Raw genomic sequence first — 23,214 nt, 5'->3', positions numbered from 1 at the left:
GAAACCTTACAAAAAATTTGCGGTGTGTAATAAGTTGTAAACCACAGGATGTTATTAGATATTGCAACCCCTGGATCTCAGATAGGCCAATATTGCTTGAAAAGGCCTATCACGGAGCTGTAATGACGCTGTGTTGAACATGGCTAAACCCGCTTTTGCGTATTGGCCAACAGCACGTTGACGGCGTAGGCGACGACAAAGACGCCTACCGGGACGGCTTGCGGCGGAATCGGAAACGGTAAGGTCAAACTGACCAGCAACAGATACAGCGCGCCCAGAATCAGATAAAGACTGTAGCGATGCGCCATGGGGCTTGGGTAATCGAAATTAGTTTGGCTGATCTTGCGCCGTACCAGTCCGTCGAGGATAAACGGCAGCAAGGCAGCTGCCAGGTACGGTAACCAGGTACACGCCGTGGTCAGGCGCTTGATCATTTGAAAGATCGTGTCCCACAGCACGTTGAGTCGGCTTTCGATAAAGGGGAACAAATCGTTACGCCCCACATCCTCGAAGCCTTTGGACATTTGGCGTTCACGCTCGGTCGGAATGAAGTAGCGGAAAACGCTTTCTCGGATACCGGTACTGACGAACAAGCGATCAAACCAGCGTTGCGCGGTGTGACTGATCTGAGATTCTTTGGCGGCGCCAAAGTAGCTGATCATCATCTGGTCTTCAGCGCGCTGCAGTTCGCGCGTCCAGCGATCAGACACAAAACTGGCCACCAGGATCACTTCCAGTAGCCAAAGCATCAGGCTGAACAACAGATTGCGTGTCATGAGCGTGCGCCTTGACGGTTCAGTTGTTGATCCAGTTCCGACCGCAGAATCGGCAAGCGGCCTTTGACAATCCGGCCGCCGGATAACTTGGCGATGTAATGCAAGTCCGGCAGTTGTCCGAGTAACTGCGGCGCAAACAAATCGCCTTCTTCTTCCATCAGGCGTTCGCCGACATTGCCGGAGAACACCGTGGGATTGGTCGCACTGGTGGCTACGCCTTGGGTGCGCATGATGTATTTGAGCCGGGTTTTGGGCAGGTTGTCGGTGATGTATTGCTGGGTCTCGCTGTCCATGATCCGCAGCGCGATCAGGTTGTTGACGTTGCCCAGTACTTGGCGGGCTTTGTCCTGGGAACCGGTGCGGGCGGCAAAATCGGCAAAGGTTTGCGTGGCGATGAACAGCCGAATCTTGGCGCCCCGGCCTTTATTTAATACCTGAATGAAGGGATCGTTGATGACTTCCGCCGCCTCGTCGACGAATACATTCACGGGTCTGTCCGAGACACCGTAGTTGTAACGGTCGCCGGCAACCGCCGCGAGATCGGCGAGCAAAATGGATCCAATGGCGCTGCCCACCATGCCGTCTGATAATGAATCCAGGCCGATGTAAGCGACCTGGGCTTTTTCGATGATATGGCCGGTATTGGTAATCGGCCGCAAGTCATCCACATCGTGCGGATTGGGTGACAGCAAAGGCCCCAAGGACCCGGAGGTCAGCATGTTCATGATCGGTATCAAGGAGGCGACCATCTTGCTGAAGTGTGCTCGGTCATGTTCGAATAAGGACAACAGGCCTTCCAAATCCAGATTCGGCAATTGATATTGCACGACCTCTCGGTAAAACTTGACCAGTCCCAGCGCTTTGGAATCGATGTCTTTGGCATTCTTCAAGTAAGGCCGCGCCTCGTGTCGCCAATGGCCCAGGTTGTTGTCGAAATAGCGTTCCAGCGCTTGAATCACCAACGTGGAAGGGCCTCCTTCCAAGTAACGGCGCAGTTTCACCAGAGTTGGCCGTTCTTCGATCACCATCAAACCCTGAATCACGTTATCCAGCGATTTTTGACCGAAGGCTTTGAACGGATCGTTACTGCTTTCGCTGGGCGAAATGGCGCTGATGCGGCTAGCGATTTCCGAGGGCCGGTTGAAGTTGTGCAAGGGATCCAGACGCACGCTGTCTTCCGGAAAGGCCGGGTGAAAATATACGAAACGATCTGGACGCTGGGCCAAGGCACAGGCGCGTTTAGCGCAGGCCATCAAATCCTTATCGCCCTTGGGATCGATGATGATCACCGCCTCACCGCGCAACACGGCTTGAGTGACCAACACATCAAAGGCGCGGGTTTTACCGGCACCCGTGGTACCAACCAACAGCGTATGACCGGCGGTATGCTGCAAAGGCTGGCGAATATTGCTTTCGGACACTTCCAAACCGTGTATCCAGGCCGACCCCATGCGTTGATGATCGCTGGGAATCAGTGTCGAGACATCGCGTTTCAAAATCTCATACGCCAACTGCGCATGCTTTTGCACCCAATCGAATCCCCAGCCAAACCACAAGGTCTCGGGATGCTGTTTCACCATCGCTATCAGTTTTTCGGCATCCAGGTATTGGAACCGAAACTGCCGCAATCGGTGTTTGCGGTACCAGAGACTCAACGCCGGCGACAGCCGCCAACACGCCATCACTCCACACGCCGTCATCAGCCAATCGAAGGGTTCGCGCGGCAAGCCCGACCAGCGATTGGTCCAATATGCCAATCCGGCACCGCCCAACCAACCCGAGATGGCATACACCTCGAAGATCGGCCGCCAGGGAAACTGGTAGTCGTAATCGGATTTCATGGGCGTAACCGAACCTGGATGCCTTCCGTGGCGCTGACCGAGCGGCAATCCGGATGGTTGGCGATATCGAGCATCAGGCGAGTGCGCTTGATTGTCGGATGTTGCGTTAGAAATTGTTCCAGCGCGGTATTGGACACTGTGTGCCAGTGACCGTCTGGCGATGATTCCTCGGGCGGGATGTTTTGTTGCCGCACATGTGTGATCAGCAAGTCGATAGTTCCGGGTTTTACCGGTAGAGTTGTTAGTGGAGCACTTGCCTTATCAGGCTCTGAATTGACCGAACTGGCTGGCGCGTTGCCGCTGATTGATTTTTGCTTGCCTGTCGCTTTTGATTTGGGCCGGACAGGCTTGGGTTCCAGAGGCGCCGCATCTTGAGGCTGAGAAGACTTAACTTGATCTACGGTCTTGTCAGTATTGCTGCTTGGAGATTGCGCGTATGACTCTATTGGCGTGGTTTCGCCTTGAGACTTAAATAATGCCTTCAAAGCCAAACTCGGTTCCAATGCCAGCAGGACGCCGCGAACGGATTGGATAGTTTGTACCTTGCGCATCGGTGACAGAACGTCGGTCACCAGCCACCCCGTCTCCTCCAGTATTTTGATGAACTGGGGCGGCTCGATGGCGAGTTTTTCAGGGGTAGCCGGAAACGGCAGCAAGTATTTGTCTTGAACTTCCAATAGATCGCTGCCTAACTTCCATTGGCCTTGATTAAGCATAGAAGAGATGTCGAATAGCCATTGGCCGGCATCACCGTGGTTTTGTAACCAGCACCGGGCGCTATCGACCGGATTAGAAATGCTTTTCGTGTCTGTCGTGGAGAGATCGGGTTTTGCGGCTGAAGCCGTTTTTTCTGAGTGGGTTGGTTTGGCAGGCGTTGCGTTTTCCGGTTGTTCTGTCTGATCCAACGAAGGGGCGTCATCGGTTGATTTGGCTTGCGACAGTCGTTGATCGGGATCTGATGGCAAGGTATTTAGATCCTTCGCGCCTTGAGAATTCAAAGTGTGTGGTGCCGATTCGATTAGCCGCGAATCGGGTAGGGCGCTTGGGTCATATGCGGGTTCTGGTGAGGTTGCTTCTGGCAAAACTGACGCAGGATTGTCTGCGCGTTTGGGTTGATTCGGAGCCGCGACGTTCTTGGTTTTTGCCGGTTTACTGGTTTTCGGTGCCGGATTGGTAACCGGTTCGGGGTTTACCGCAGTTGCATCCTGTTCGCTAATTTCGCGCGCTTCAACCACGGGCGGCGGCTCGCCGCTGAAAATCAGTTCTGCGGATTTCAGACGCAACAGATACAGCGTATTTTCCAAGCCTTCGGGCTGCATTTGCCAATAACGGTATTGCCGGCCATCCGGCCAGGACTTAGGGATTGCCAAGCCGCGTTCGATCAGGATGTCCGCCAAGGTATCTTCGTCGCGCGGAATGCCGGGTACTTTGTCCTTGGCCAACAGGGTAACGATGTCTTGCGCACCGGCACGCCAGACGATATGAAGGCCATCCTCAAAACGCCATAGCCGAGCGCCTTTTTCGTTGACGGTCCATTGTCCGGACTTGACCAATCGGCGCATGGCGTCGAACAAGTACTTTTCCACCGGCATGCCCAAGGCCGAGTCGATGTTTTGATAATGCGCTTTTAAATCCCGTTCCACACTTTTGCAGTCGGCGGTTATCACCAGTGCGTAAACTTTGGAGCCGCGGTCCAAACCGTTAATGGTTTCCAGCATGGCCTGCATGATGTCGGGGCCGGACTCCAGAATGAATGTGCGGGCTTCGCGGGTCAGGACGCGCTCGATCACCAAGGCCGAAAACTGTTCGTGGCGTTTATGGCGGTTATCCCGCCAGCGCAGAAAGTATCGGTCGATCTCATTTCGCAAAGCCCAGTCGGTGATGTTTTCATCGCAAGGGTTCCAGGTATGTTGCCCCTGTGCGTTGACCACGGCGATATCGGCGACCGGTTTGCCGATGTCATGCAACAGCCCGGCAAAACAGACCGCCAGACGCCAGCGTAATTCTTGTGCTTTTCGTTCTTTGGGGGATGCTGACGTGGCAAACAAACTGCCTTGAGAAGCCAAAGTGGCCCAATGGGCGACTTCCAATCCGTGCCGAAATAAGCCGCCGGCGCCGCGATGATGATGTGACTCCGACGCAGGCAACAAGTGGCTGAAGGCGGCATAGCGACGGATGACCGGCGCGGCTATGCTCTGATAAAGGCTATCCGGCAGGGCCAGCGCCTGTTCGATGGCCACAATCAACTCCGTTTGACTGGACAGGATGCGTTCCACAGGTGCAGCCGGCAGACCCTTCATGAACGGCGGATAACGCGGCACGTCCTCATCAATCGTTGTCGCAACCTGACCGACAGGCGCGGACTCGACGCCAAATAAACGTTGGCGGATGCGGGTAATGAGAGTCGAAGGCGTATTTTCCATAACGCCGCATCTTGCCGGGAATTTTTCAATCGTCGCTTGCAGCTGGCGACGAATTCGACGTCAGCTGCAAGCAGGCCTGGCAAAAGAGTGTTTAGTGTAACGAGCTCCCTTTAATTACCCCTGGAGCTCTCATGAAATCCAAATCGCTCGTAATCCAGTGTCTTGTGTCCGCAGTGTGCGGTACGGCATGTACTTCGCTAAATCATCCCGATGCTGCCGTAAGCGAGACCGTTATCGAATCGATTGTGACGGTTCCATCTGAACAACCCTGGCGCCTGGATAATGCTTGGCAGCCAGGAGGATTGGGCGGTTCGGTATTTCGGTCAGCATCGATTGAACACGTTGTCAGGCAAGTCGATCAGCCGCTTGGCGTTTACGTGGCAAGTGACGACGCAGCGGGCCATGTCCTTAATGTCAGCACGTCCCACATCCCAGATAGCCCGGATGACGATGCACAGGTCATCGAACGCGCCTGGCGAAAATATTGCCATCATCAGCTCGATATGACATCGGAGGAGCAGGCGTTAGTCAAAACCATGCCAATTCCGCACAACGTTCTGAGTCATGGTTGTCATCCAGGCAGCTTGAAGAAGTGAGGTGGTCGTCATGGACAGAAATACCACCAACCATTCGCTCGATAATCTCACCGAACGTTTTCAATCTCTGACGGAGCGGAAAAAGGCCAAATTGCGGGTCGTCGAACCCATGACTTCACTACCCAATTGGCCATCGGCAATTCGCGGTACGCCCAATGCCTGTTTACGGAGCGCATTGTTCGCCGGCATCCAAGGCAAGGAGCGCATTGCCTACAAAAAGCGCACCCTGCTGGCTGCGGTCGATGGCATTGAGGTTCGTTACCTCGGTATACAGCTCAATCAATCGGACCTCGATGTCTGGATGCAGATCGTGCATTTGTCCCGGCAACAATTACCGGGATTTAGCGTGACCTTCAGCGCCCATGCCCTGTTGTCGGCATTGGGGCGCGGTAGCGGCAAAAGCCAACATGAATGGTTGAAAGAATCGATGGCCCGGTTGGGCGGCGCTTTTGTCGAAATCACCTTTCACGGCCGGGATGCCTTCGGTGAAAAAGGCTTCTTGCGTTATTACCGTGATGAACGGACGCAGCGTTACGTAGTGGAATTGACCGAATCCATGCTGCGTCTGTTCGAGGAGGGCTATACCTACATCGAATTCGAGCAGCGGCAGAAATTGCGCAAGCAACCCTTGGCATTATGGTTACACGGTTTTTTGTCGTCTCATGCTGCGCCGTTTCCGATGAAAATTACCACCATTCACCGACTCAGCGGCAGTGGCGCGAAAACCCTGCGTGATTTCAAATATCGGTTGGGTAAAGCGTTGGAGGCCTTGGTGAGTATTGGCACTTTGGCTAGCTTTGAATTCGCTGATGACATGGTGAAAATCAAACGCCAGCCGACGCCCAGTCAACAGCGTTTTCTCGACGACCAGCAGCACTAAAAAGCACGGCATTAGACCGACGCTATTTTAGGTCGGTCGAAGCCTCTCGATACGGCATTAGGCCGACGCGGACACGGCATTAGACCGACGGAGGCACGGCATTCGGCCGACAAGGTAACGGCATTAGACCGACGGGCACGGCATTAGACCGACAGAAAGCACGGCATTAGGCCGACGTTTAACACGGCATTAGACCGACGCTTCGAGTAAGTTGTGAAATCGCCGCAGGCCATGCTATTCGTGGGCTTCAGCAATTCTCTTGCGCTGAAATTTGAGGGTGCTAATCTATATATAATCTTTTTTTAATCTATATATAGGGACTGGTGATAGCAAGGATTTCTTTTTTGAAACGAATGCTAGTGAGGAGTTTGTCACTGGGCTTATATGGAATCGCCTTGGTTGTCTTGTGACGATCATATCTGACTGTAGCGTTTCTCCAAACCGGCCAGTCGGCCAAAGCCAGATTCTTGGAACGGGCGGGCTACAAAGCAGTCCTTGGCGACCGTATCAGAACGACCCAAACTTGACGGTCGCACTTCTCCAAACCAGTCAGTCAGCTAAATCCAGCGCCTGGGAACTGGAGATCTACAAAGCGGCCATTGGCGACCGCATCCAACGGCCAATTTTGCGACATCCACATATAGAGGGTGCCTGCCAATATCGAGCCCTCGCCATTTCGGCAAACACAGAGTGAGAAATCAATAAACACCTTTCCTTCGGTTTTACTTACACCCATTTTTTGCGGGACAAGTGATTACTGAAGGTGGACATGATAGCGATTATGTAAGAACCCAATTGAATTTTGTATTTTAAAAAACAGTGCGTAACCATAGGCTGTAATAATAGCTACCCATCACTAAAACGTTAACGAGGTAAGACATGGGTAAAGGTCGGCTGGAGGCATTCAGTGATGGGGTACTGGCCATCGTTATCACCATCATGGTATTGGAATTGAAAGTACCCCATTCTGCGGACATCAATGCGCTGATTCCTTTGATTCCTGTGCTTTTAAGCTATGTGTTGAGCTTCGTCTATGTAGGCATTTACTGGAATAACCATCACCATTTACTGCAAACATGCCAAAAAGTCACTGGTTCGATACTGTGGGCAAACCTGCATTTATTGTTCTGGTTATCGTTATTTCCGTTCACAACTGCCTGGATGGGGGAAAATCACTTTGCGGCTATACCAACGATGGCTTACGGAGTGGTTCTATTGATGGCAGCAATCGCTTACACATTAATACAATACCTCATCATCGTTTCACAAGGGGCAAATTCGCTATTAAAAAGAGCTGTCGGTAGCGACTGGAAGGGTAAATCCTCACCATTGATTTACTTAATAGCGACACTAAGCACGTTTTGGTCGCCATGGTTAGCTCAAGGGCTTTAAGTGCTGGTCGCATTGCTATGGTTAGTGCCAGATCGACGTATTGAGAACGTGATGTCTGAATATTAAAAGGATTTTTGATTTGCCAAGCAAATGACCAAATAAAACTGGGCTTTTCATTGTAACCTTCAACAATAAATTGAGTTGGTGAAGGTCTGCTCAAGCCTATTTGAAGGTCAGCTATTGAGAAACATGTATGGCGGCTTTCTGGCAGATTGGTTCAGCACCAATTAAAACAATGGTTTGCGTGTCAATTTTTCTTGAAAAACTGCAATAATCAGAGGTTTCCTAACCCCTTTAAACGCCATAATCGGACTTTTGATTTAGTTTTGCCTAACCTGTGATTTTTTAAAAACCCATCCGCAGACTTTTCAATACTTCTGCCACTTCGGGTTTTGCGGCCGATGTGGGTGGGAATATAGCGCAGATGGTGCGACGAATTTCCGGATCTGACAGATAACGAACTCGAATCTGATCTGCATTTTTGGTGATGGTGAATTCCGGCATTAGCGCAACACCGATTCCGGCGCGTACCATACTCAGTATCCATTCTTCGCTATTACTTCTATAGGCAGCATAAAGATTGACCTGCCGCCCCTGGCACACACTCCTCAGTGTTTCACGCAATTCACAGTTCAGGCGATCCAAGTAAGGTTCAGCTTGTATGGTCGCTAAATCAATTTGTTGCATTTGATTGAAACGGTGTTTGTCGTTGAAGACAACGACATAGCGTTCTTCGTAAAGCTCTAAAGACTGGTAACGCTCTGCCAGTAAGGATGTTGGTGCGCTGATAACTAAATCCAGGCCCTCTTCATCAAGTTGATTCAATAGATTGCATTCACTGTCGACGACTAATTCCAGTTCTACATGGGGTCGTTCTTGCTGAAAGTCAGTGAAGAATGGACTTAAATGGTGTGCGGCAATTGTCGTCATCACGCCGATGCGAAGTGGCACAGTATTTAAGCGGCTGAAATGCACAGCCTCAGCTTTGACAGCTTGCGTCTTGCGCACTATTTCACGTATAGAAGGTTCGACCAAACGTCCTAAAGCCGTCAACCGACATCCGCTGCGGTCTCGGCTAAATAGCTCACCGCCAAGTTCATCTTCCAATTTCTTAATTGCTTGGGTCAGCGAGGGTTGGGCCACATAGGTTGCTTGTGCAGCGCGAGTGAATGAACCTTTATCGCAGACGGCCAGAAAATAGCGTATTTGTTGCATTTCCACAGTTTGCCCCTTTTTGAATAGGAAAAACCTATTGTTTCATAGAAAATTGGTATTTTACTATTTTCCTAACTCATTATTTAATATAAACGTCCAATCAAATAAATATTCAATATTCCTATGAAAACTGCAAAATTAATCGTAATGTACCCTACGCCAACAGATTTAAAAACTTTTGAACGTCGTTATGCTGATGAGCATGTGCCGATGGCTGTCGAAAAGCTAGCCGGCAAAACACGATTTGTCGCCTCATTGATTCTTTCCAATGTAGACAAATCTGCAGCGCAGTTTCATCGAATTGCCGAGGTTTATTTTCCATCCCTCGCCGAATTAAAGGCTTGTCTGAATTCACCAGGCGGTCAAGAAACAGCTCAGCATGCCGTTGAGATTTCTAGCGGTGGTGAGCCGTTGTTTCTGATCTCCGAGGTGGAAACCTTTGATTTCTAATCCGACCATCGGATTTAACATAATCACAGTGGAGGCAAATCAATGTCTAACTCAATCAACAAACTAAAAAAGGTGGCTTATAAGCGCATTAGGTGGCTGGGTCTGCTGCCTGTTGTCTTTTGGGTCGGATTAATGCCAACTATTGCCCAAGCGCATCGAGGTGCGCCTGACGAGGCCGATGCTTGCGTTACGAGGGTTGGTTTTGAACGAGTCCATTTCACGGCCTATACCCCGACTCTGTCAGGGGATCGGGAATATTGCAGCATCATTCCCGAAATCGGCCCAACTAATTTGGTGTTCGACTACGAAGGTAAAAGTCTGCGCAATGTCAGCGTGGAATTCGAAATCACCAAAGAACCTGAAGGGCAAAGGGTTTTTTATCAGCAGCCGAAAAAAGTTAAAAACGGTACTTTCGATAGTATGGTCGATTTTAGTCAATATGGCGCTGGTAATTATTTGGCACACATCGCTATTGTCGACAAGGATAAGCGTCTTGATACTCATATTCCATTCTCTGTTGGCCTGGAATCGGTTCCCGGAAAAAGCTATATGCTGCAGATTGTGATAATCGGAAGCTTGTTGTTGCTGGCTTATATTGTAATGAAGTTAGCGAATAAGGAAGCGCCCAATCACTCGCCTGAGGCATGATCGAATGGTACAGGCGAGTCAAACGTACTTAGGGGGAATATGACTATGAATATGGCTCAATTAAAGGTTTATCTTTTAAGAACCAATTCTTGGCAGAAAGTGCTATTCGGTTTACCGATATTAGCAATGGTTGTCATGCTTTTGATGGATCATAGCGGCGAATCAGTAGAATTGGGGCAGGCCGTGTATCGACCTGAGATGCTGCAACGTCTTTGCAAAGCCGGTCAACTCAGTGGAGACGCTGGAGAGACTTATGGTGAAGAAACCGAAAATGGCATCAAATACAATGTCCGCACACCAGCCAATTATGATGCATCCGTTGCCCACCCACTATTACTGGTATTTTCTCCGGCGGGATCGAATCGGGCTAAAACCGAAAAAACAACTGGGTTCACTTTTCCTGCCACCCAAGCCGGTTTCATCGTGGCCTATGCGGATCATCCGGAATTATCGCCCAGCACTACCGTAGAATTAGGCACCATTCCCAGTTTAATGGCCAAAAAGTGGTGTATTGATGAAAAACAAGTCTATGTTACCGGGCATTCCGATGGAGGAACTTCGGCGATGGCATTAGCGTTTATGACTGGCACACGACACATCCCACGTGCAATTGCGCCGAGCGCAGCAGGGGTTGCATATGATGATTTACGCGACCGCAGATGCCCTGAACCCTTGCCGGTTATGGTTATGCACAGCAGTAAGGATCGCCTGTTCCCTGGTTATGGTCAGCAAGCGGTGGGTTGGTGGGCGGCTTGTAATAAATGTGATCCTATTCCGGATAAAATCGCAAATGGTTGCTCCTCTTATTCAGGGTGTGCCGGGGGCGTAAAAACGTTGTACTGTGAAGGTGATAACATCCATTCACATTGGCCCGAGCGAAGTCAGGATATCGTCGAGTTTTTTGTGTCAGCGACTCAAGTTAGCCCACGGGCAAAGTGAAATTGGCTCTATATGAATCGTAATGGATGCAAAGGTAAACCCGAAAGCAAACGGTCACCCGGATTCCTCTCGGGTCTGCCTGCTCCTTTTAGTGGCTGAACAGTTGGTTGACAACCGACCTGGACGTATTGAGCCTAGAGCCATCAAACGACGACCCAAAACGAAGCCGAATACCGGACAGCCGATTGGGTTACATGGTGCCTTAATTATTAAAATCGGATAGCTACTCCGAGCGGCGGGTTTGGCCTTAGTGACGCAGTCATAAAGTCGATTTGCTTGCCGAATACCTGACATTCGGTTGGGTCACGGGTTGCCTTAATTTACTAAATTGGAAAGTTACCCCGACCGACCGGTTCACGCCCTGAGTTAGTCCGTCAAGATATTTTGACTATTTTTAAGCCTGTTTTAGCAATGGAGATCCGCGGTGCTCGAGAGCTTTTAGATAGGTGGATTCATTGTAAGGTTTGCCTGTTTGCCAGCATCGGTAAAGGATGCGAATCCACTTAAATGCCAAAGCTCGTACTGCGGCTTGGTAGGTGCAGCCTTTTGCGCGCTGCTGCTGATAATATTGGCCTGCCCAGAAGGATTTGTTGATCGTCTGTGCCGCCCATTCTGTAAACGTCTGTCGTAGGAAAGTCGGGCACTGCCAGCGCCAATGCACCCAATGCTTTTTACCGCTGCGCTCTGTCACTGGAGCAACGCCAGCGTATTTTTGTAAATCTGCCGCGCTCGGGTATCGTTCTCTTTGTTCACCAAATGCGACTAACAGTCTGGGTGCGAGCGAAGGTCCAGCCCCAGGCAATGCGCTAAACAAGGGGTAATCAGAATGCTTGCGGGCGATATTCTCGATTTCTTGGTCAAATTGCTTAATACCTTCCAGGGTAACGCTTAACTGTTCAATTAATACCAGCGCCTGAAGCCGATAAGGGATAATGATGGCGTCGTCGGAGGTCAAAGGTGTCGCGGTTTTTATAGCTTCTACTCGATCTGCCAACAGTTGGGCAAACCGCATGTTATGCTGATTGAAAAATGTTTCAAGCGTGTTCTTTCTGGCACGTTTGACTTGCGTTAGCGTTGGCCAATGCCGGATAAAATCGCAAAATAACGGGGTGTCGATATGGTCAAACCAGTCCAACACCTGCGGATAATACTGCTTGAAGGCAGAGCGCAAGCGATTGGTAATACGGATTTTATCGTTAACCAGGCTTCTGCGTTGCTCTACCAGAGATGACAATGCCCGTATTTCAATGCTTTGAGGTTGTAAGGGTTTAAAACGACCGGAATGACGCAACAGTAAATCAACGGCAAATTCCGCATCTGTCGGATCGTCTTTTGCCCTGCTGGGCGTAAACGCTTGTCTGTACTTGGCCAGGGTTGAAGGGTTTATTGGATAAATGACAAAACAATCAAATTTCTGCAGTGCCGACACAATCGGGCCTTTCGACAATTCAACAGCCACTGCGATGGGCGAGCCGAAGCGCTGGATTAAAGATTGCACCCAGTCATTGATCATTTCAACTTTATGCGGAATGACTAAGAACTCCCGCCTCTCACAGTCTGCTGGTTGGACACAAACGTCATGTTTCCTGTCTGCCCAGTCAATACCAATAAAGGCGGTAAAAGGTTGATTAGTAGGACTCTTCATAACTGATCTCCGGCATAACAAATAAAGTCTAAGGGGCATGCCTGCTTGGGATCTGCGAAAGAAATATAGGTGAGCCGATGCTACGGCAAGCCCTGAGTATTCGTTAACGATCACAAGCGCACCTGCGAGCTCGAAATAAAACCGGTGAACATCGAATGTTATGGCCGAACTATTCGTAGCTTGCAAGTGCATGTCCTGCTTTCACTGGCAGCTACCTGCCAGTTTGCTTACTATTACTGAAAACAGGACGGAAAGACTATATTTGGCCGTTATGACACAGTGATAATTTCAATTTGCTCGCCGAATTCCGGACATTCGAATCGATTTCAGGATGTGTTAATCGTTGGAATTTAATGGCCATCCCGACCGACAGGTAATCGCCGTACCGGGGCCTATCTTTCAAGCAAGCCCATTGGAACAATGCTCGTAATCTTGCAATCTCAACCGATGAATTTGTTATTGGCTTCGGCTTAAATTACCCTGCAATAACGCTGCACCGCATCTCGAATTTTTCCCAGTCGATCGAGCTGTTGCCGGATATGGGCAAACTCGGTTTCCAGTTCTTCGACTAATTCCGCCTCCCAGGCGGGTTCGCCCTTCAGCAGGTTGCCAAACGGATAACGATAGCCACGGCCTTTCTTAACGTACTGCGCAATGGGCTTGGTTTGACCGTTTTTTCGCAACGTGGCCATGCGGTACCACTCAATGCTGAAAGCGCGTTGGTTTTCCCGGCAGCGGATGCGGACGCCGATTCGGCCCGATTCGCTTTTGCTGTGTTTCTGGCGCTGGCTTTTCATTTGGCGCCAATAATCATCGACCAATACTTTGGCTTGCGCCTGGAGATGATCGCACCGGGTTTCGATCCAATGCAGCAGGTCTTGTTCAGTAAGATTGAGCTGACTGTTGACAGGTTGTTCGCTGGACATGAATTTTCCTATTACTTAACTGTAGGGATAGACATGGACAATGCCTAACGGGATTTTCTGTTCATTGCGAGCCTTGGAAAGCGCCTTAGTGCATAGGTTTTGCACCTTAAATGCCTACCGAAGTAGGCATATCACTGTCATTTTCTGAATGGTTCATTTAGGCATTGCCTTGTCAAAACGGCGTGACTCATGCCTACCTAGGAAATAACTTCGGCTTTCAGGTCGATTACCGTTGCCACGTTTCCCTACTAGCGTAGGCAAATCGAAAGTCGATTTCCTATTAGTATTTGCGGGCCATCGCCCGTTCGCAATAACGCCGGCATTTTAGGCAACCGACATGGGATGCCGATTGCAGTTGACGCCGAATTTGCGATCGTCTGCAGTTACGGTCGGATTCTGCGATCGCTTTTGAACCATCTTGCAGCTGATGGCGTTTTCGTCGTCAGCTGCAAAAGTCGCTGGGAAAATCTGACGGACAATGGCGCGATGAACCGAAATGCCATTTCTTTACCGATCATCTTGAGCTTGTGTCTCAGAGCCTCTCTGGCGATGGGTAAGGACGACACGTCCGAAGTTTCCTATTTCGTCGACAAACAGCGCGGCTGGTTTTGGTATGAGGTGTTGCCGGAGCCGGTTAAAAAAGCCCAACCCGATATTCAAGCTGATCAGCACACACCGAAGCCTGACAGCAAACCGCCCAGCGTCGTTCATCAGGCTGAAACGGAACTCAAAACTCAAGCCCAGCCAGCTGCAGAACCCCAACCCCTGTCCTCTGCTTGGTTGAAGCAAAACCTGGAGCATTACCTGAACCAGGCCATTGATGATCCCACTCAGGAGAATGTCGCAGCGTTTTATTACCTGCAGCTGGTGATGATGGACAAAGCCGAGCGTTTTACCAATGCAGCGCGTTACGTGGTGATGTCGGATCCGCAACTCGATGAAACGGTGCGCCGGCCGGTGGCAACTTATGCGGCCAATGAAGCCAATCATCAAGCCAGCGTAGTGGCCGAGCGCGCCTTGAAAGCGATTGCCGCCCAAGTCGGTATTTTGTTCTTCTTTCGGTCCGATTGCCCTTATTGCCATGTGCAGGCGCCGATTCTGGCGATGCTGGAAAACGCCTACGGTTTCAAAATCTATCCGGTATCGCTGGATGGTTTGGCGATGCCGAATGGCTTTTTCAGTCAGTTCAAACGCGATAACGGGCAGGCGGCAATGTTGGGCGTTGAACAGACACCGGCGCTGTTCCTGATGAAACCGCCCAAGCAAATAGTACCGTTGGCGCAAGGTGCCTTGTCGTTGGAGGAAGTTACCGGACGGATTCTGTTGGCCGCCAAGGAAGCCGGTTGGATCGATGCCACCCAATACCAAACCACCCAGGGCATTCGTAATACGCCGATGTTGTTACCAACAGTTGGCAGTATCAGTCCTGCGGTTGCTCAAGATCCACTGTCACTGATCCAGGCATTGCAACGCAGTGCGCAAAGGGGGAGTACGCCATGACGTCGTTTACGTTTCGATTACGCTATCGTCAAATCGTAGTGTTGATTTTGTTGGTCGAGAGTGCTGATCCAGCCTATGCCGACCTGCAACAGGAAATGGACAGCATGTTCGGCACCATGACCAACTTCACGGCACCCACCGCGCATCTGGGACAGCGCCGTGGCGTGATTACCGGCGGCAGCCTGGTGGCGCGCAACGGTATCACTAACACCAATCTGGTGTCGTTCGTGCCGCCGTCGTTCAGCGCCGGCTGCGGGGGTATCGATTTGTTTGCAGGTAGTTTCAGTTTCATCAACTTCAACCAGTTCGTGCAATTGATGCGCAACGTGGCCGGCAATGCGGCAGGCTATGCCTTTCAACTGGCGGTCGGCGCCATGTGTCCCTGGTGTGCCTCCGTGATGACCGATCTGCAAAAGAAGATTCAGGAGATGAACCAGATGTTCAGTAACTCCTGCCGTTTGGCGCAAGGCTTGGTCAACGACACGGTCAAAGCCTTCGATCTACAAAGTAAAACCAATCTATCCAATGCCTCGTTTACCCAAGGCATATCGGATGTGTTTTCCAGCTGGACCAATACCAGCACCCTGGGCGATCCGGTACAACAAATCAAGCAGAACGACCCGACCGACATGACCAAGATCATCCAGGGTAATCTGGTCTGGCGAGCCTTGGTCAATCAAAATGCCGGCGGCTGGTTCCGCTTTGGCGGCAACAGTTTGCTGGAAGCGGCGATGAGTATTTCCGGTACCGTGATCGTCGATGCCCCGCAAGCCGCACCCGATGGCAAAGGCGAGAACAATGCCATCAGCGCGCCGCCACCGGTGCTGCGGATCAAGGATTTGATGTACGGCAATGACGTCGGCAATAGTTATCAAACCGTCAGGATGTACACCTGTTCGGATGGACACGATGCCGATCAGTGCCTCAAACCCATTGTCCAGAACGTCAATCTGGTGGGCTTGAAGCAACGGGTGATGGAAATCCTGCTGGGTTCTGCCAATACCGGCAACGGGTTAATCTACAAATTCTCGACCAACAGCGGCCAGATCACCGACAGCGAAAAAGCCTTCATGCAAACTGTGCCAGATGCCATCGGCGGCATGATCCATAACTTGGCAAGGGAGGATGCCGGCATTGCAAAGTTGTGGGCCGAGGAAGTCGCGCCGGTGATTGCTCTGGAATTGGCGCAATTGATCGTCAACGATTTGCTCAATGCTGTGCAAACCGCGGCGCACATGAACGACCATGCCTACGCCAAATTGCTGATGGATGCCTTGAAAGACGCCCGCGAGCAGATTCAAGACGAGTACGTCACCATCGCCGGACGCTACGGCAATCCGCAAACCTTGATGGCGTTTTACCAGCAGTTGATGACCACCGTGAAGCCGAAACACTACGGTACCGTGGCACAGTTGCCGGCGTCCGGGATGGCGTGGCCAAGTCCTTAAACGCTCATTCCCCGTCCTCCCCACGATGCATTTCTCCCTCTTTCATTAAAAGGCAGGTCGCCCATGTTTGAAATTTTCTCCGTGGGCGATTCCGCCTATTTGCAAGCCATACTCAATGCCATCGCGATGATCTCCTGTACCGGCGATTACCGCACAGCAGCGGCCGTCGGCGGTTTGATCGGCGTCATCATCGTCATGCTTCGGGCCTTGTTGCAATGGGACGGCCGCGGCATACGCTATCAGGATTTGCTGTTAGCGTATGTGTTGTGGTTGATGCTGTATGCGCCTTCGGTTCGGGTGTCGATCGAGGATGCCTATACTGGCAGTGTAGTGGTGATCGACAACGTACCGCTGGGGCCGGCGGTGGTGGGAAGCGTGATGTCGAACATGGGTTATCGCACCACGCGTTTGTTCGAACAAGGCTTTGGCACACCGTCGATGACCGGCAATGGTTTTGCGGACAGTTTGCAGACTTTGACGGCGGTGCGGAAGAATCTGCTGTCGCGGGTGAATTTAGGCGTCGCCAATGTGCCGAACGCCGGCAGCGACATGGAAACCTCGTTCGCCAATTACGTGCGCGAATGCACCTTGACCGGTGTCGATTTGAATCAAAAATCGGTAGATGCCATCTTGCGCGATGCCGATCCATTGAATGCGATCAGGTTTGATTCCGATATTTACATGACCCAAATCTATGTCGGCGGCCAACCGCAAACCAAAACCTGTACCGATGCCTGGGCCGATTTGAGTGTGGTCGCTAATGGCAATTTTGCGACGGCGCTGGAAGGATTGTTACAACCGACCTTGGGTGTGCCGTCGGCAGCCGACACGGTACCGAAAATTCAGGAGGCCTTCGATGCGCTGGCCGGGCCAGGAGTAGTCGATGCCGCCGATTACATGCTGATGTCAGCTATCATGCCGATGTTCGAGAAAGGCGTGATCGGTCGGCATGAGGACGGCTTGCATTGGAACAAGGCGGCGATGGTCGAACAAGCCATTCAGCAACGTAATACCCAATGGGCAGCCGAACAAACTTTGTTTGCGAAGATCGTACGACCGATGATGGCCTTCATCGAAGGTTTGAGTTACGCCATTGCGCCGATAATGGCCTTTGTGGTGATGCTGGGCAATGTTGGCATTCGGATGAATATCGCCTACTTCTCAATGTTGCTGTGGATCCAGTTGTGGATGCCGATACTGGCGGTCATCAATCTGTTCATCCAGATGTCGGCCGCTGGCAAAATGGCGGCGCTGACCACCGCCACCTACAACTTGCCGTCAATGATGGGCATTTACCAGCTGGATATGGAGTTGCAGCAATGGCTGTCAATCGGCGGCATGCTGGCGGCGTCGACGCCGGCGATCACGTTGATGCTGATCTATCGCGGGGCGGTCACCGCCACCCATTTCCTGGGACGCATGGATGGTGGCGATTACGTGAACGAGAAAATCGCCACGCCGGATGTGATCAGCCCGGCACCGGTATTGAATGCCCAGGCGCAACATCAATACAGTCCACTTTCAGCAGTTACCCAAACCGGTGTCGACAAAGTGCTGCCTACCTTTACTGCCGGCAAGGACATGAGTGCGGCGGTTTCGTCGGCTTACAGCGCTTCCGAACAGGCGACCAGCAGTTTCATGAATAGCGTGTCATCAACCGCGTCGAAGTCGGCGAGTATCGCCAGTGATGCATTTGATAGCCGTTCGCTGGGTAATCAGATTGCCAGTAGTTCCAGTTATACCGATGCCTATAACCGTCAGTTCGGAGAGGCCTTTGCCAAGAAGCATGCAGACACCGGTATTTCCGCGGATCAGTTCTCGGCGTTGGTGGCCGGCAGCGCCAATGCCGGCGCCAAGCTCGGTAACGACCAACTCAGCGGCGCAATTTCTGGCCGCTTGCAAAACGACTTCAAAGTCAGTCAGGACAAGTCAGATGCCATCGCCGCTGACATCAGTCAAACCGTCAATGACAGTCAGGGCTATCAGGCCGGTTTAGCTAAAAGCCTGGCAATGGATGCGCAAACCGGCACCCGAAACGTCGCCTCAATGGGACTGCAAAATCAGTCGTTGTCCTCCTCGCAACACAGCGCAACCGATGCGGTATCCGCTAGCGAATCCTATCAACAAACCCTATCGGCCCAACAACGCTTCGGGACACAAGCCAGTTTCGGTGCGGCGGAGACGGGATACAAAATCGCACATTACCCAGGCTTGATGGAGCGTCTGGATCGTACACTCGATCAATACGGTTTGCGCGGCGATACGCAGCGGTTGGCATCGCAGTGGAAAGTGGCGGGTTGGATCAGCGATGCTGACCAAGCCTACGCGGCCGCCGGCATGTCGTTATTGACCGGATTCTCGTCACCTAGTTACCGCACGCTGGATTATCAACAATCGCATCAGGCGCATATCTCGGGTTACCAACTGCTCGGTGATGCCTTTAATGCGCCGCAAGCCGATCAAACCTGGAATGCCAACCGAAACGGATCCCTGAAAACCAATGCGCCGGAAACTGGTAAGGTTCAAGCCTCCGTCGAACAGGCCCATCTCAACGATCCACGCGACGAAACCGAATCGCTGAATCAACGTGCACAGTCGCAGATTCGTTCAGCGACGGGAAAAATTGCCGGTGGCGAAGCCCGTGTCGAAACCCAACACGATCGTAACCTGGCCGAGCGTGAACAAAATTCAAGAGAAGGCTTTGGTCAATTGGCGAATGTCAAAGCGGAGCACTTTAGACAATCGATTGCGGCAGCGGCTAATGAAACACCTTCAGTTGCAGAGGCTTCGTACAATTATCTGGGGGGTAGTCTTTATAACTCCGCGAAAAATTTGGAAGCATTAGGATCGGTTAGTAACCAACATATCAAGGAGTTTGCAGAATATGTTCAACAATCTCAAGCGCAAGGAATGGGAATTTGGGATTCAATAAAATTTGCTTCAAACCAATCGTATTCTGGATTTAAGGAGGCTTCTCAAGTATGGGCAAATCAAAGAGTAAATGAGGTTACAGATAAATTAACTCCGACTCAGCAAACTTATTATCGTGCCGCGATGTTTGAGGCGTTTGCGGGGATTGCTGTTGCTGGCGAGTATGGCGGCAACCTTGGTATCGCTAGAAGCCAGTTGATAGAAGAGGAAGGCAGTGTCGAAGGTAATGATATCGCCAAGCTACTTAAAAGTGCGGCTGGTCAAGGCCGCGTGGACCTTATTGATCAGATTGGGAATTACAATCGGGCGCGAGGCCGCATAAACTATTAACTTTCAATGAGAGAGACTTTTGGCGGCTGCAAAACCGGCCAGTATCCATCGAGCTATCATCAGAAAGGAAGCCGTCATGACGTAACGGGTTAGATCATCTCTAACATACGGAATCAGAATTGCGATCAAACCTATAGCGGACCAATAATGGCTACTGTTGTGCGATAACTGTTTCGCAATGAACTCGATCGTTTGATAAAAAAGTTCAGCTAGGCCGAAAGCGCTGAAAATGATGCTACCGAATATCCCAAGGGCTTCCATTTCGTTAGGCAATATTTCCATCGTTGCAAGGAGCCAAATCAAACCAAAGCCAACGGTTACCAAAGCTATTCGTTTAAAAGCATCGAATGAAAGGGACTTTTGTGAAAAACGCTGTAAAAATTGTCTAACTCCGCTCGGAAACCGTGCAAACGTAGCGCCGCAGAAAGGGCAAACTGACTTCACTGGTCGGCCATAGTAAACGACCACTCTCGGCACCATGGATCGGTTGCATTCGGGACAATCGACAGTTGCATGATGGCCATTAAACATTGAGTGATTTGATCGAGTTTGAATCGATTGGCTGGGCCGTTTGAACCGATCTGAGAGTGATGACTGTGAAGACATTGTATTCTCCATGCTTAAGCGGTTGGGAAATCCTACCGCGATTGAGCTAACGTTCCAAGTCGGTTTTTTAAATCAAAACTATTTCAACAAGGCAAAGAAAGATGACCTGCATATCGAACGGTTTACTCGCCGACACTTGCCAGAATTTTGTTGATCACGGTAGCCGAAATCCGAAAATCCGATCGATGCAAAATTTCAAAAGTGGCTCGAGCAGACGAAATCAAACCTTGCTTTTTGGCCTGTCCGATGACGGCGGCCGTACCGACGACCTGCAGTTGATATTCTTTGGCCACAGCCCGACCGGCACGTTCGTCCATGATCAGCAAATAGTTTTCGGGTGACGATAGCGCGATGTTGATGCAATCCGTTTCACCAGCGTCCAGATCAATGTCCAAACAAGGTGTGATGGATTCATGCCATACCGTTAACCAACCTGAATCGAATGCGTGAGCCAGCGATTGTTCACCAGGTGCCGATTTGCCGGGTAACACTTCTTGTTTCACCGATTCAGGTACGAAAACCTGGCCAAATAACTGGGGCAGCCAGATTAAACCCTCCACCAACGCCAGTCCGATCAATGGACTGGCATCGACAATTACTTTTTTGGTCATCCGCGATCAGGCTTGGTTGAGCCACTGGTCCAGAGTGTCCAAATCATCCTCGACTTCATCAGCCGTTTGCTCGATGACGGAAATACCCAGGCGCGAGACGTGCGCAATAAAGTTTGCCAACGGCATATCGGCCAGTTTAGCGGAGCGGGCAAGGGACAGGTTACCGTCCTTGAAAAGTGCCGTTGCCAAGGCTTTACGCACGCCCGGCATTCCAATGATTTTGGCGGCTTTGAGGCCGACCATCACCGCGTCTGGTTCGTTTCGATTCATAACCAAGACCATATCCTCGTGAGCCATGCGCAGAGCTTCGCTGGGGTTGTTCTTTAGACCGCTGACATTGACCGTTTTCATAGTCTGATTACATAGGAAGATTGGATAGGTGGATTATAATCCTCTAAATGAAAATTGCTGCATAAAGTTTTCTCCCTGGACAATGATCTCCTATGTGGCCAAGACAACGTTGCTCCTAGGAGCCTGTCGGACTTTAGCGCAGTAGATCTAACCGCGACATCGGTTTGGTAAAATAAGGAGGGTCAAAAGATCAGATATACGGAGCCTGTGATGAGTCGATTCATTCCCGTCAACCGCCATCAACTTTACGTGCTACCGCCTTCGGTGGACGAATGGCTGCCGGAGGCTCATCTGGCCCGTTTTGTTGTCGAAGTCATCGAGCAACTGGATCTGAGCCAATTAACCAGCCGTTACCAGGGACGCGGCAGTGCGGCCTATCATCCCTCGGTGTTGCTGGCGCTCCTGGTGTACGGTTACGCCACCGGCGTGTTTTCCAGCCGTAAGATCGAACGAGCGACCTACGATTCGGTGGCGTTCCGTTTCCTGTCCGCGGATACGCATCCCGACCACGATACGCTGGCCCATTTCCGCAAAACCTTCCTGATCAAGCTGGAAGATCTGTTCGTCCAGGTCCTCAGCCTGTCCCAAGCGATGAAGTTGGTGAAACTGGGGCAAATTGCGCTGGACGGTACGAAAGTGAAGGCGAACGCCTCCAGGCATAAAACCTTGTCCCACGGTCACATCGAAAAGCTGGAAGCGCAGCTGCGGAACGAGGTCCAGGTCTTATTACAAAAGGCCGCCGAAACCGATGCGGCGGACGACCGCGACGGTCTGGACTTGCCGGCCGAACTGGCGCGGCGTGAAGACCGATTGAAAGCCCTGCGCGATGCCAAAACCCAGATCGCCGAGCGGGTCAAGCCGCGCGATGAGCAGGCACAAAAGGAGTATGAGGCGAAGATTGCCCGCCGGGAAACCGGGCGGCAGGCCGGCAAAAAGCCCAGAGGGCCGGAGCCCAAGACCCCGGAAATAGGCCCCAAGCCTGACGACCAAATCAACCTGACCGACGAAGAATCTCGCATCATGCCCAGTCATGAAGGCTTCGTGCAAGGCTATAACAGCCAAGCCGCCGTCGACGCCGACACGATGCTGATCGTCGCCACCCGCGTCACGCAACAGACCAACGATCAGCAACAAGTCGAACCGATGTTGGCCGAGCTGAAAAAACTCCCCGAGACGTTGGGCCAAGTCGATGCCCTGCTGGCCGACACGGGCTACTTCAGCGCCGCCAACGTTCAGGCTTGCGAACGAAGCGGCATCAAACCTTTGATCGCCATGGGCCGCGACAGCCACCCTGTGCCCCTGGCTGAATATCTGGCGGCCGACGCGCCGAAACCCAACACCGGCGACCCGGTGGAAAACATGGCCTGGTACCTGAAAACCCGCGAAGGCAAGGCCCGCTATGCCAAGCGCAAATGCACGGTGGAACCCGTATTCGGGATCATCAAGCAGGTACTGGGCTTTCGCCAGTTCTCGCTACGCGGACTGGACGCGGTAACCGGGGAATGGAAGCTGGTGGCGATGGCGTTTAACCTGAAACGGATGTATGCGCTGGCCGGGGCATAAGCCCCGCCGAACTCAATGATAGGGTTGCATGCCGTCGAATAACCCAAGGGGAGCACGTCTACATCAATTCTCAAGACCGGCTGAGTAACTTTACGACAGCTTGAGGGCTTCGATCATTTGGCTGACGCCAAATTTTCGGCTTA

At 51.4% G+C, this 23,214-nt stretch carries 19 protein-coding genes; 10 read left to right on the top strand and 9 right to left on the bottom strand.

Features of this window, described 5'->3' with window-relative positions; all coding sequences use genetic code 11:
• Window positions 1–143: 143 nt before the first annotated feature.
• Genes JL719_RS12830 through mobH form a run of 3 tightly spaced genes read right to left on the bottom strand, consistent with a single transcriptional unit; the run spans window position 144 to window position 5,040 of the window.
• Entirely contained in the window at window positions 144–776 is a 633-nt protein-coding gene (locus JL719_RS12830) for an IncC plasmid conjugative DNA transfer DtrJ family protein (protein WP_033159455.1), read from the bottom strand.
• A complete protein-coding gene (gene traD, locus JL719_RS12825) occupies window positions 773–2,617 on the bottom strand; it encodes a conjugative transfer system coupling protein TraD (protein ID WP_033159456.1) in 1,845 nt (614 codons plus the stop codon). Before traD ends, JL719_RS12830 begins: the two co-directional genes overlap by 4 nt.
• Window positions 2,614–5,040, bottom strand: a complete 2,427-nt coding sequence (mobH, locus tag JL719_RS12820) for a MobH family relaxase (protein WP_051670538.1) — start codon at window positions 5,038–5,040, stop codon at window positions 2,614–2,616. The genes traD and mobH overlap by 4 nt, the downstream gene beginning before the upstream one ends.
• 131 nt (window positions 5,041–5,171) lie before the next feature.
• Between mobH and JL719_RS12815 the strand changes: the two genes are divergently transcribed.
• The 3 genes from JL719_RS12815 to JL719_RS12805 all read left to right on the top strand — a co-directional run bounded on the left by JL719_RS12815 (window position 5,172) and on the right by JL719_RS12805 (window position 7,908).
• Window positions 5,172–5,636: a hypothetical protein gene (locus tag JL719_RS12815; protein WP_033159457.1), complete on the top strand. Its 465-nt coding sequence runs from the start codon at window positions 5,172–5,174 to the stop codon at window positions 5,634–5,636.
• A 10-nt stretch (window positions 5,637–5,646) separates the two neighbouring features.
• Window positions 5,647–6,516 (top strand): plasmid replication initiator TrfA, encoded by an 870-nt coding sequence (gene trfA / locus JL719_RS12810; protein ID WP_033159458.1) that lies wholly within the window; start codon window positions 5,647–5,649, stop codon window positions 6,514–6,516.
• A gap of 879 nt (window positions 6,517–7,395) precedes the next feature.
• Window positions 7,396–7,908 (top strand): TMEM175 family protein, encoded by a 513-nt coding sequence (locus tag JL719_RS12805; protein ID WP_051670539.1) that lies wholly within the window; start codon window positions 7,396–7,398, stop codon window positions 7,906–7,908.
• A gap of 345 nt (window positions 7,909–8,253) precedes the next feature.
• On the opposite strand, the gene JL719_RS12800 is transcribed toward JL719_RS12805, so the two are convergent.
• Window positions 8,254–9,129 (bottom strand): LysR family transcriptional regulator, encoded by an 876-nt coding sequence (locus JL719_RS12800; protein WP_033159459.1) that lies wholly within the window; start codon window positions 9,127–9,129, stop codon window positions 8,254–8,256.
• A gap of 117 nt (window positions 9,130–9,246) precedes the next feature.
• Between JL719_RS12800 and JL719_RS12795 the strand changes: the two genes are divergently transcribed.
• Genes JL719_RS12795 through JL719_RS12785 form a run of 3 tightly spaced genes read left to right on the top strand, consistent with a single transcriptional unit; the run spans window position 9,247 to window position 11,160 of the window.
• Complete coding sequence (locus JL719_RS12795) at window positions 9,247–9,573, top strand: EthD family reductase (protein WP_033159460.1); 327 nt, start codon at window positions 9,247–9,249, stop codon at window positions 9,571–9,573.
• Between the two features lie 42 nt (window positions 9,574–9,615).
• The gene (locus JL719_RS12790) at window positions 9,616–10,221 is read left to right on the top strand and encodes a hypothetical protein (RefSeq protein WP_129871399.1); all 606 of its coding nucleotides are present in this window, start codon (window positions 9,616–9,618) and stop codon (window positions 10,219–10,221) included.
• Between the two features lie 45 nt (window positions 10,222–10,266).
• The gene (locus JL719_RS12785) at window positions 10,267–11,160 is read left to right on the top strand and encodes a CE1 family esterase (RefSeq protein WP_033159461.1); all 894 of its coding nucleotides are present in this window, start codon (window positions 10,267–10,269) and stop codon (window positions 11,158–11,160) included.
• 394 nt (window positions 11,161–11,554) lie between these two features.
• On the opposite strand, the gene JL719_RS12780 is transcribed toward JL719_RS12785, so the two are convergent.
• Window positions 11,555–12,805 (bottom strand): IS110 family RNA-guided transposase, encoded by a 1,251-nt coding sequence (locus tag JL719_RS12780; RefSeq protein ID WP_033159462.1) that lies wholly within the window; start codon window positions 12,803–12,805, stop codon window positions 11,555–11,557.
• A gap of 470 nt (window positions 12,806–13,275) precedes the next feature.
• Complete coding sequence (gene mobI / locus JL719_RS12775) at window positions 13,276–13,731, bottom strand: conjugative transfer protein MobI(A/C) (protein ID WP_033159463.1); 456 nt, start codon at window positions 13,729–13,731, stop codon at window positions 13,276–13,278.
• Window positions 13,732–14,217: 486 nt separating this feature from the next.
• Between mobI and traF the strand changes: the two genes are divergently transcribed.
• From traF to JL719_RS12760, 3 genes are all read left to right on the top strand, one after another.
• Window positions 14,218–15,231 (top strand): conjugal transfer protein TraF, encoded by a 1,014-nt coding sequence (gene traF / locus JL719_RS12770; protein ID WP_033159474.1) that lies wholly within the window; start codon window positions 14,218–14,220, stop codon window positions 15,229–15,231.
• Entirely contained in the window at window positions 15,228–16,679 is a 1,452-nt protein-coding gene (locus tag JL719_RS12765; protein ID WP_129871398.1) for a conjugal transfer protein TraH, read from the top strand. Before traF ends, JL719_RS12765 begins: the two co-directional genes overlap by 4 nt.
• Window positions 16,680–16,742: 63 nt before the next feature.
• Entirely contained in the window at window positions 16,743–19,940 is a 3,198-nt protein-coding gene (locus JL719_RS12760) for a conjugal transfer protein TraG N-terminal domain-containing protein (RefSeq protein ID WP_033159617.1), read from the top strand.
• Between the two features lie 3 nt (window positions 19,941–19,943).
• On the opposite strand, the gene JL719_RS12755 is transcribed toward JL719_RS12760, so the two are convergent.
• From JL719_RS12755 to JL719_RS12745, 3 genes are all read right to left on the bottom strand, one after another.
• Entirely contained in the window at window positions 19,944–20,546 is a 603-nt protein-coding gene (locus tag JL719_RS12755; protein WP_129871397.1) for a hypothetical protein, read from the bottom strand.
• Between the two features lie 122 nt (window positions 20,547–20,668).
• Window positions 20,669–21,157 (bottom strand): PIN domain-containing protein, encoded by a 489-nt coding sequence (locus JL719_RS12750; protein ID WP_033159615.1) that lies wholly within the window; start codon window positions 21,155–21,157, stop codon window positions 20,669–20,671.
• A 6-nt stretch (window positions 21,158–21,163) separates the two neighbouring features.
• The gene (locus JL719_RS12745) at window positions 21,164–21,508 is read right to left on the bottom strand and encodes a UPF0175 family protein (RefSeq protein ID WP_033159614.1); all 345 of its coding nucleotides are present in this window, start codon (window positions 21,506–21,508) and stop codon (window positions 21,164–21,166) included.
• Between the two features lie 210 nt (window positions 21,509–21,718).
• Between JL719_RS12745 and JL719_RS12740 the strand changes: the two genes are divergently transcribed.
• Window positions 21,719–23,071, top strand: a complete 1,353-nt coding sequence (locus JL719_RS12740; RefSeq protein WP_033159613.1) for an IS1182 family transposase — start codon at window positions 21,719–21,721, stop codon at window positions 23,069–23,071.
• Window positions 23,072–23,214: the final 143 nt, after the last annotated feature.

This window comes from Methylomonas sp. LW13 (assembly GCF_016865255.1).
Lineage (GTDB): Bacteria > Pseudomonadota > Gammaproteobacteria > Methylococcales > Methylomonadaceae > Methylomonas.
This window is presented reverse-complemented; position numbering and strand designations above follow the sequence as displayed.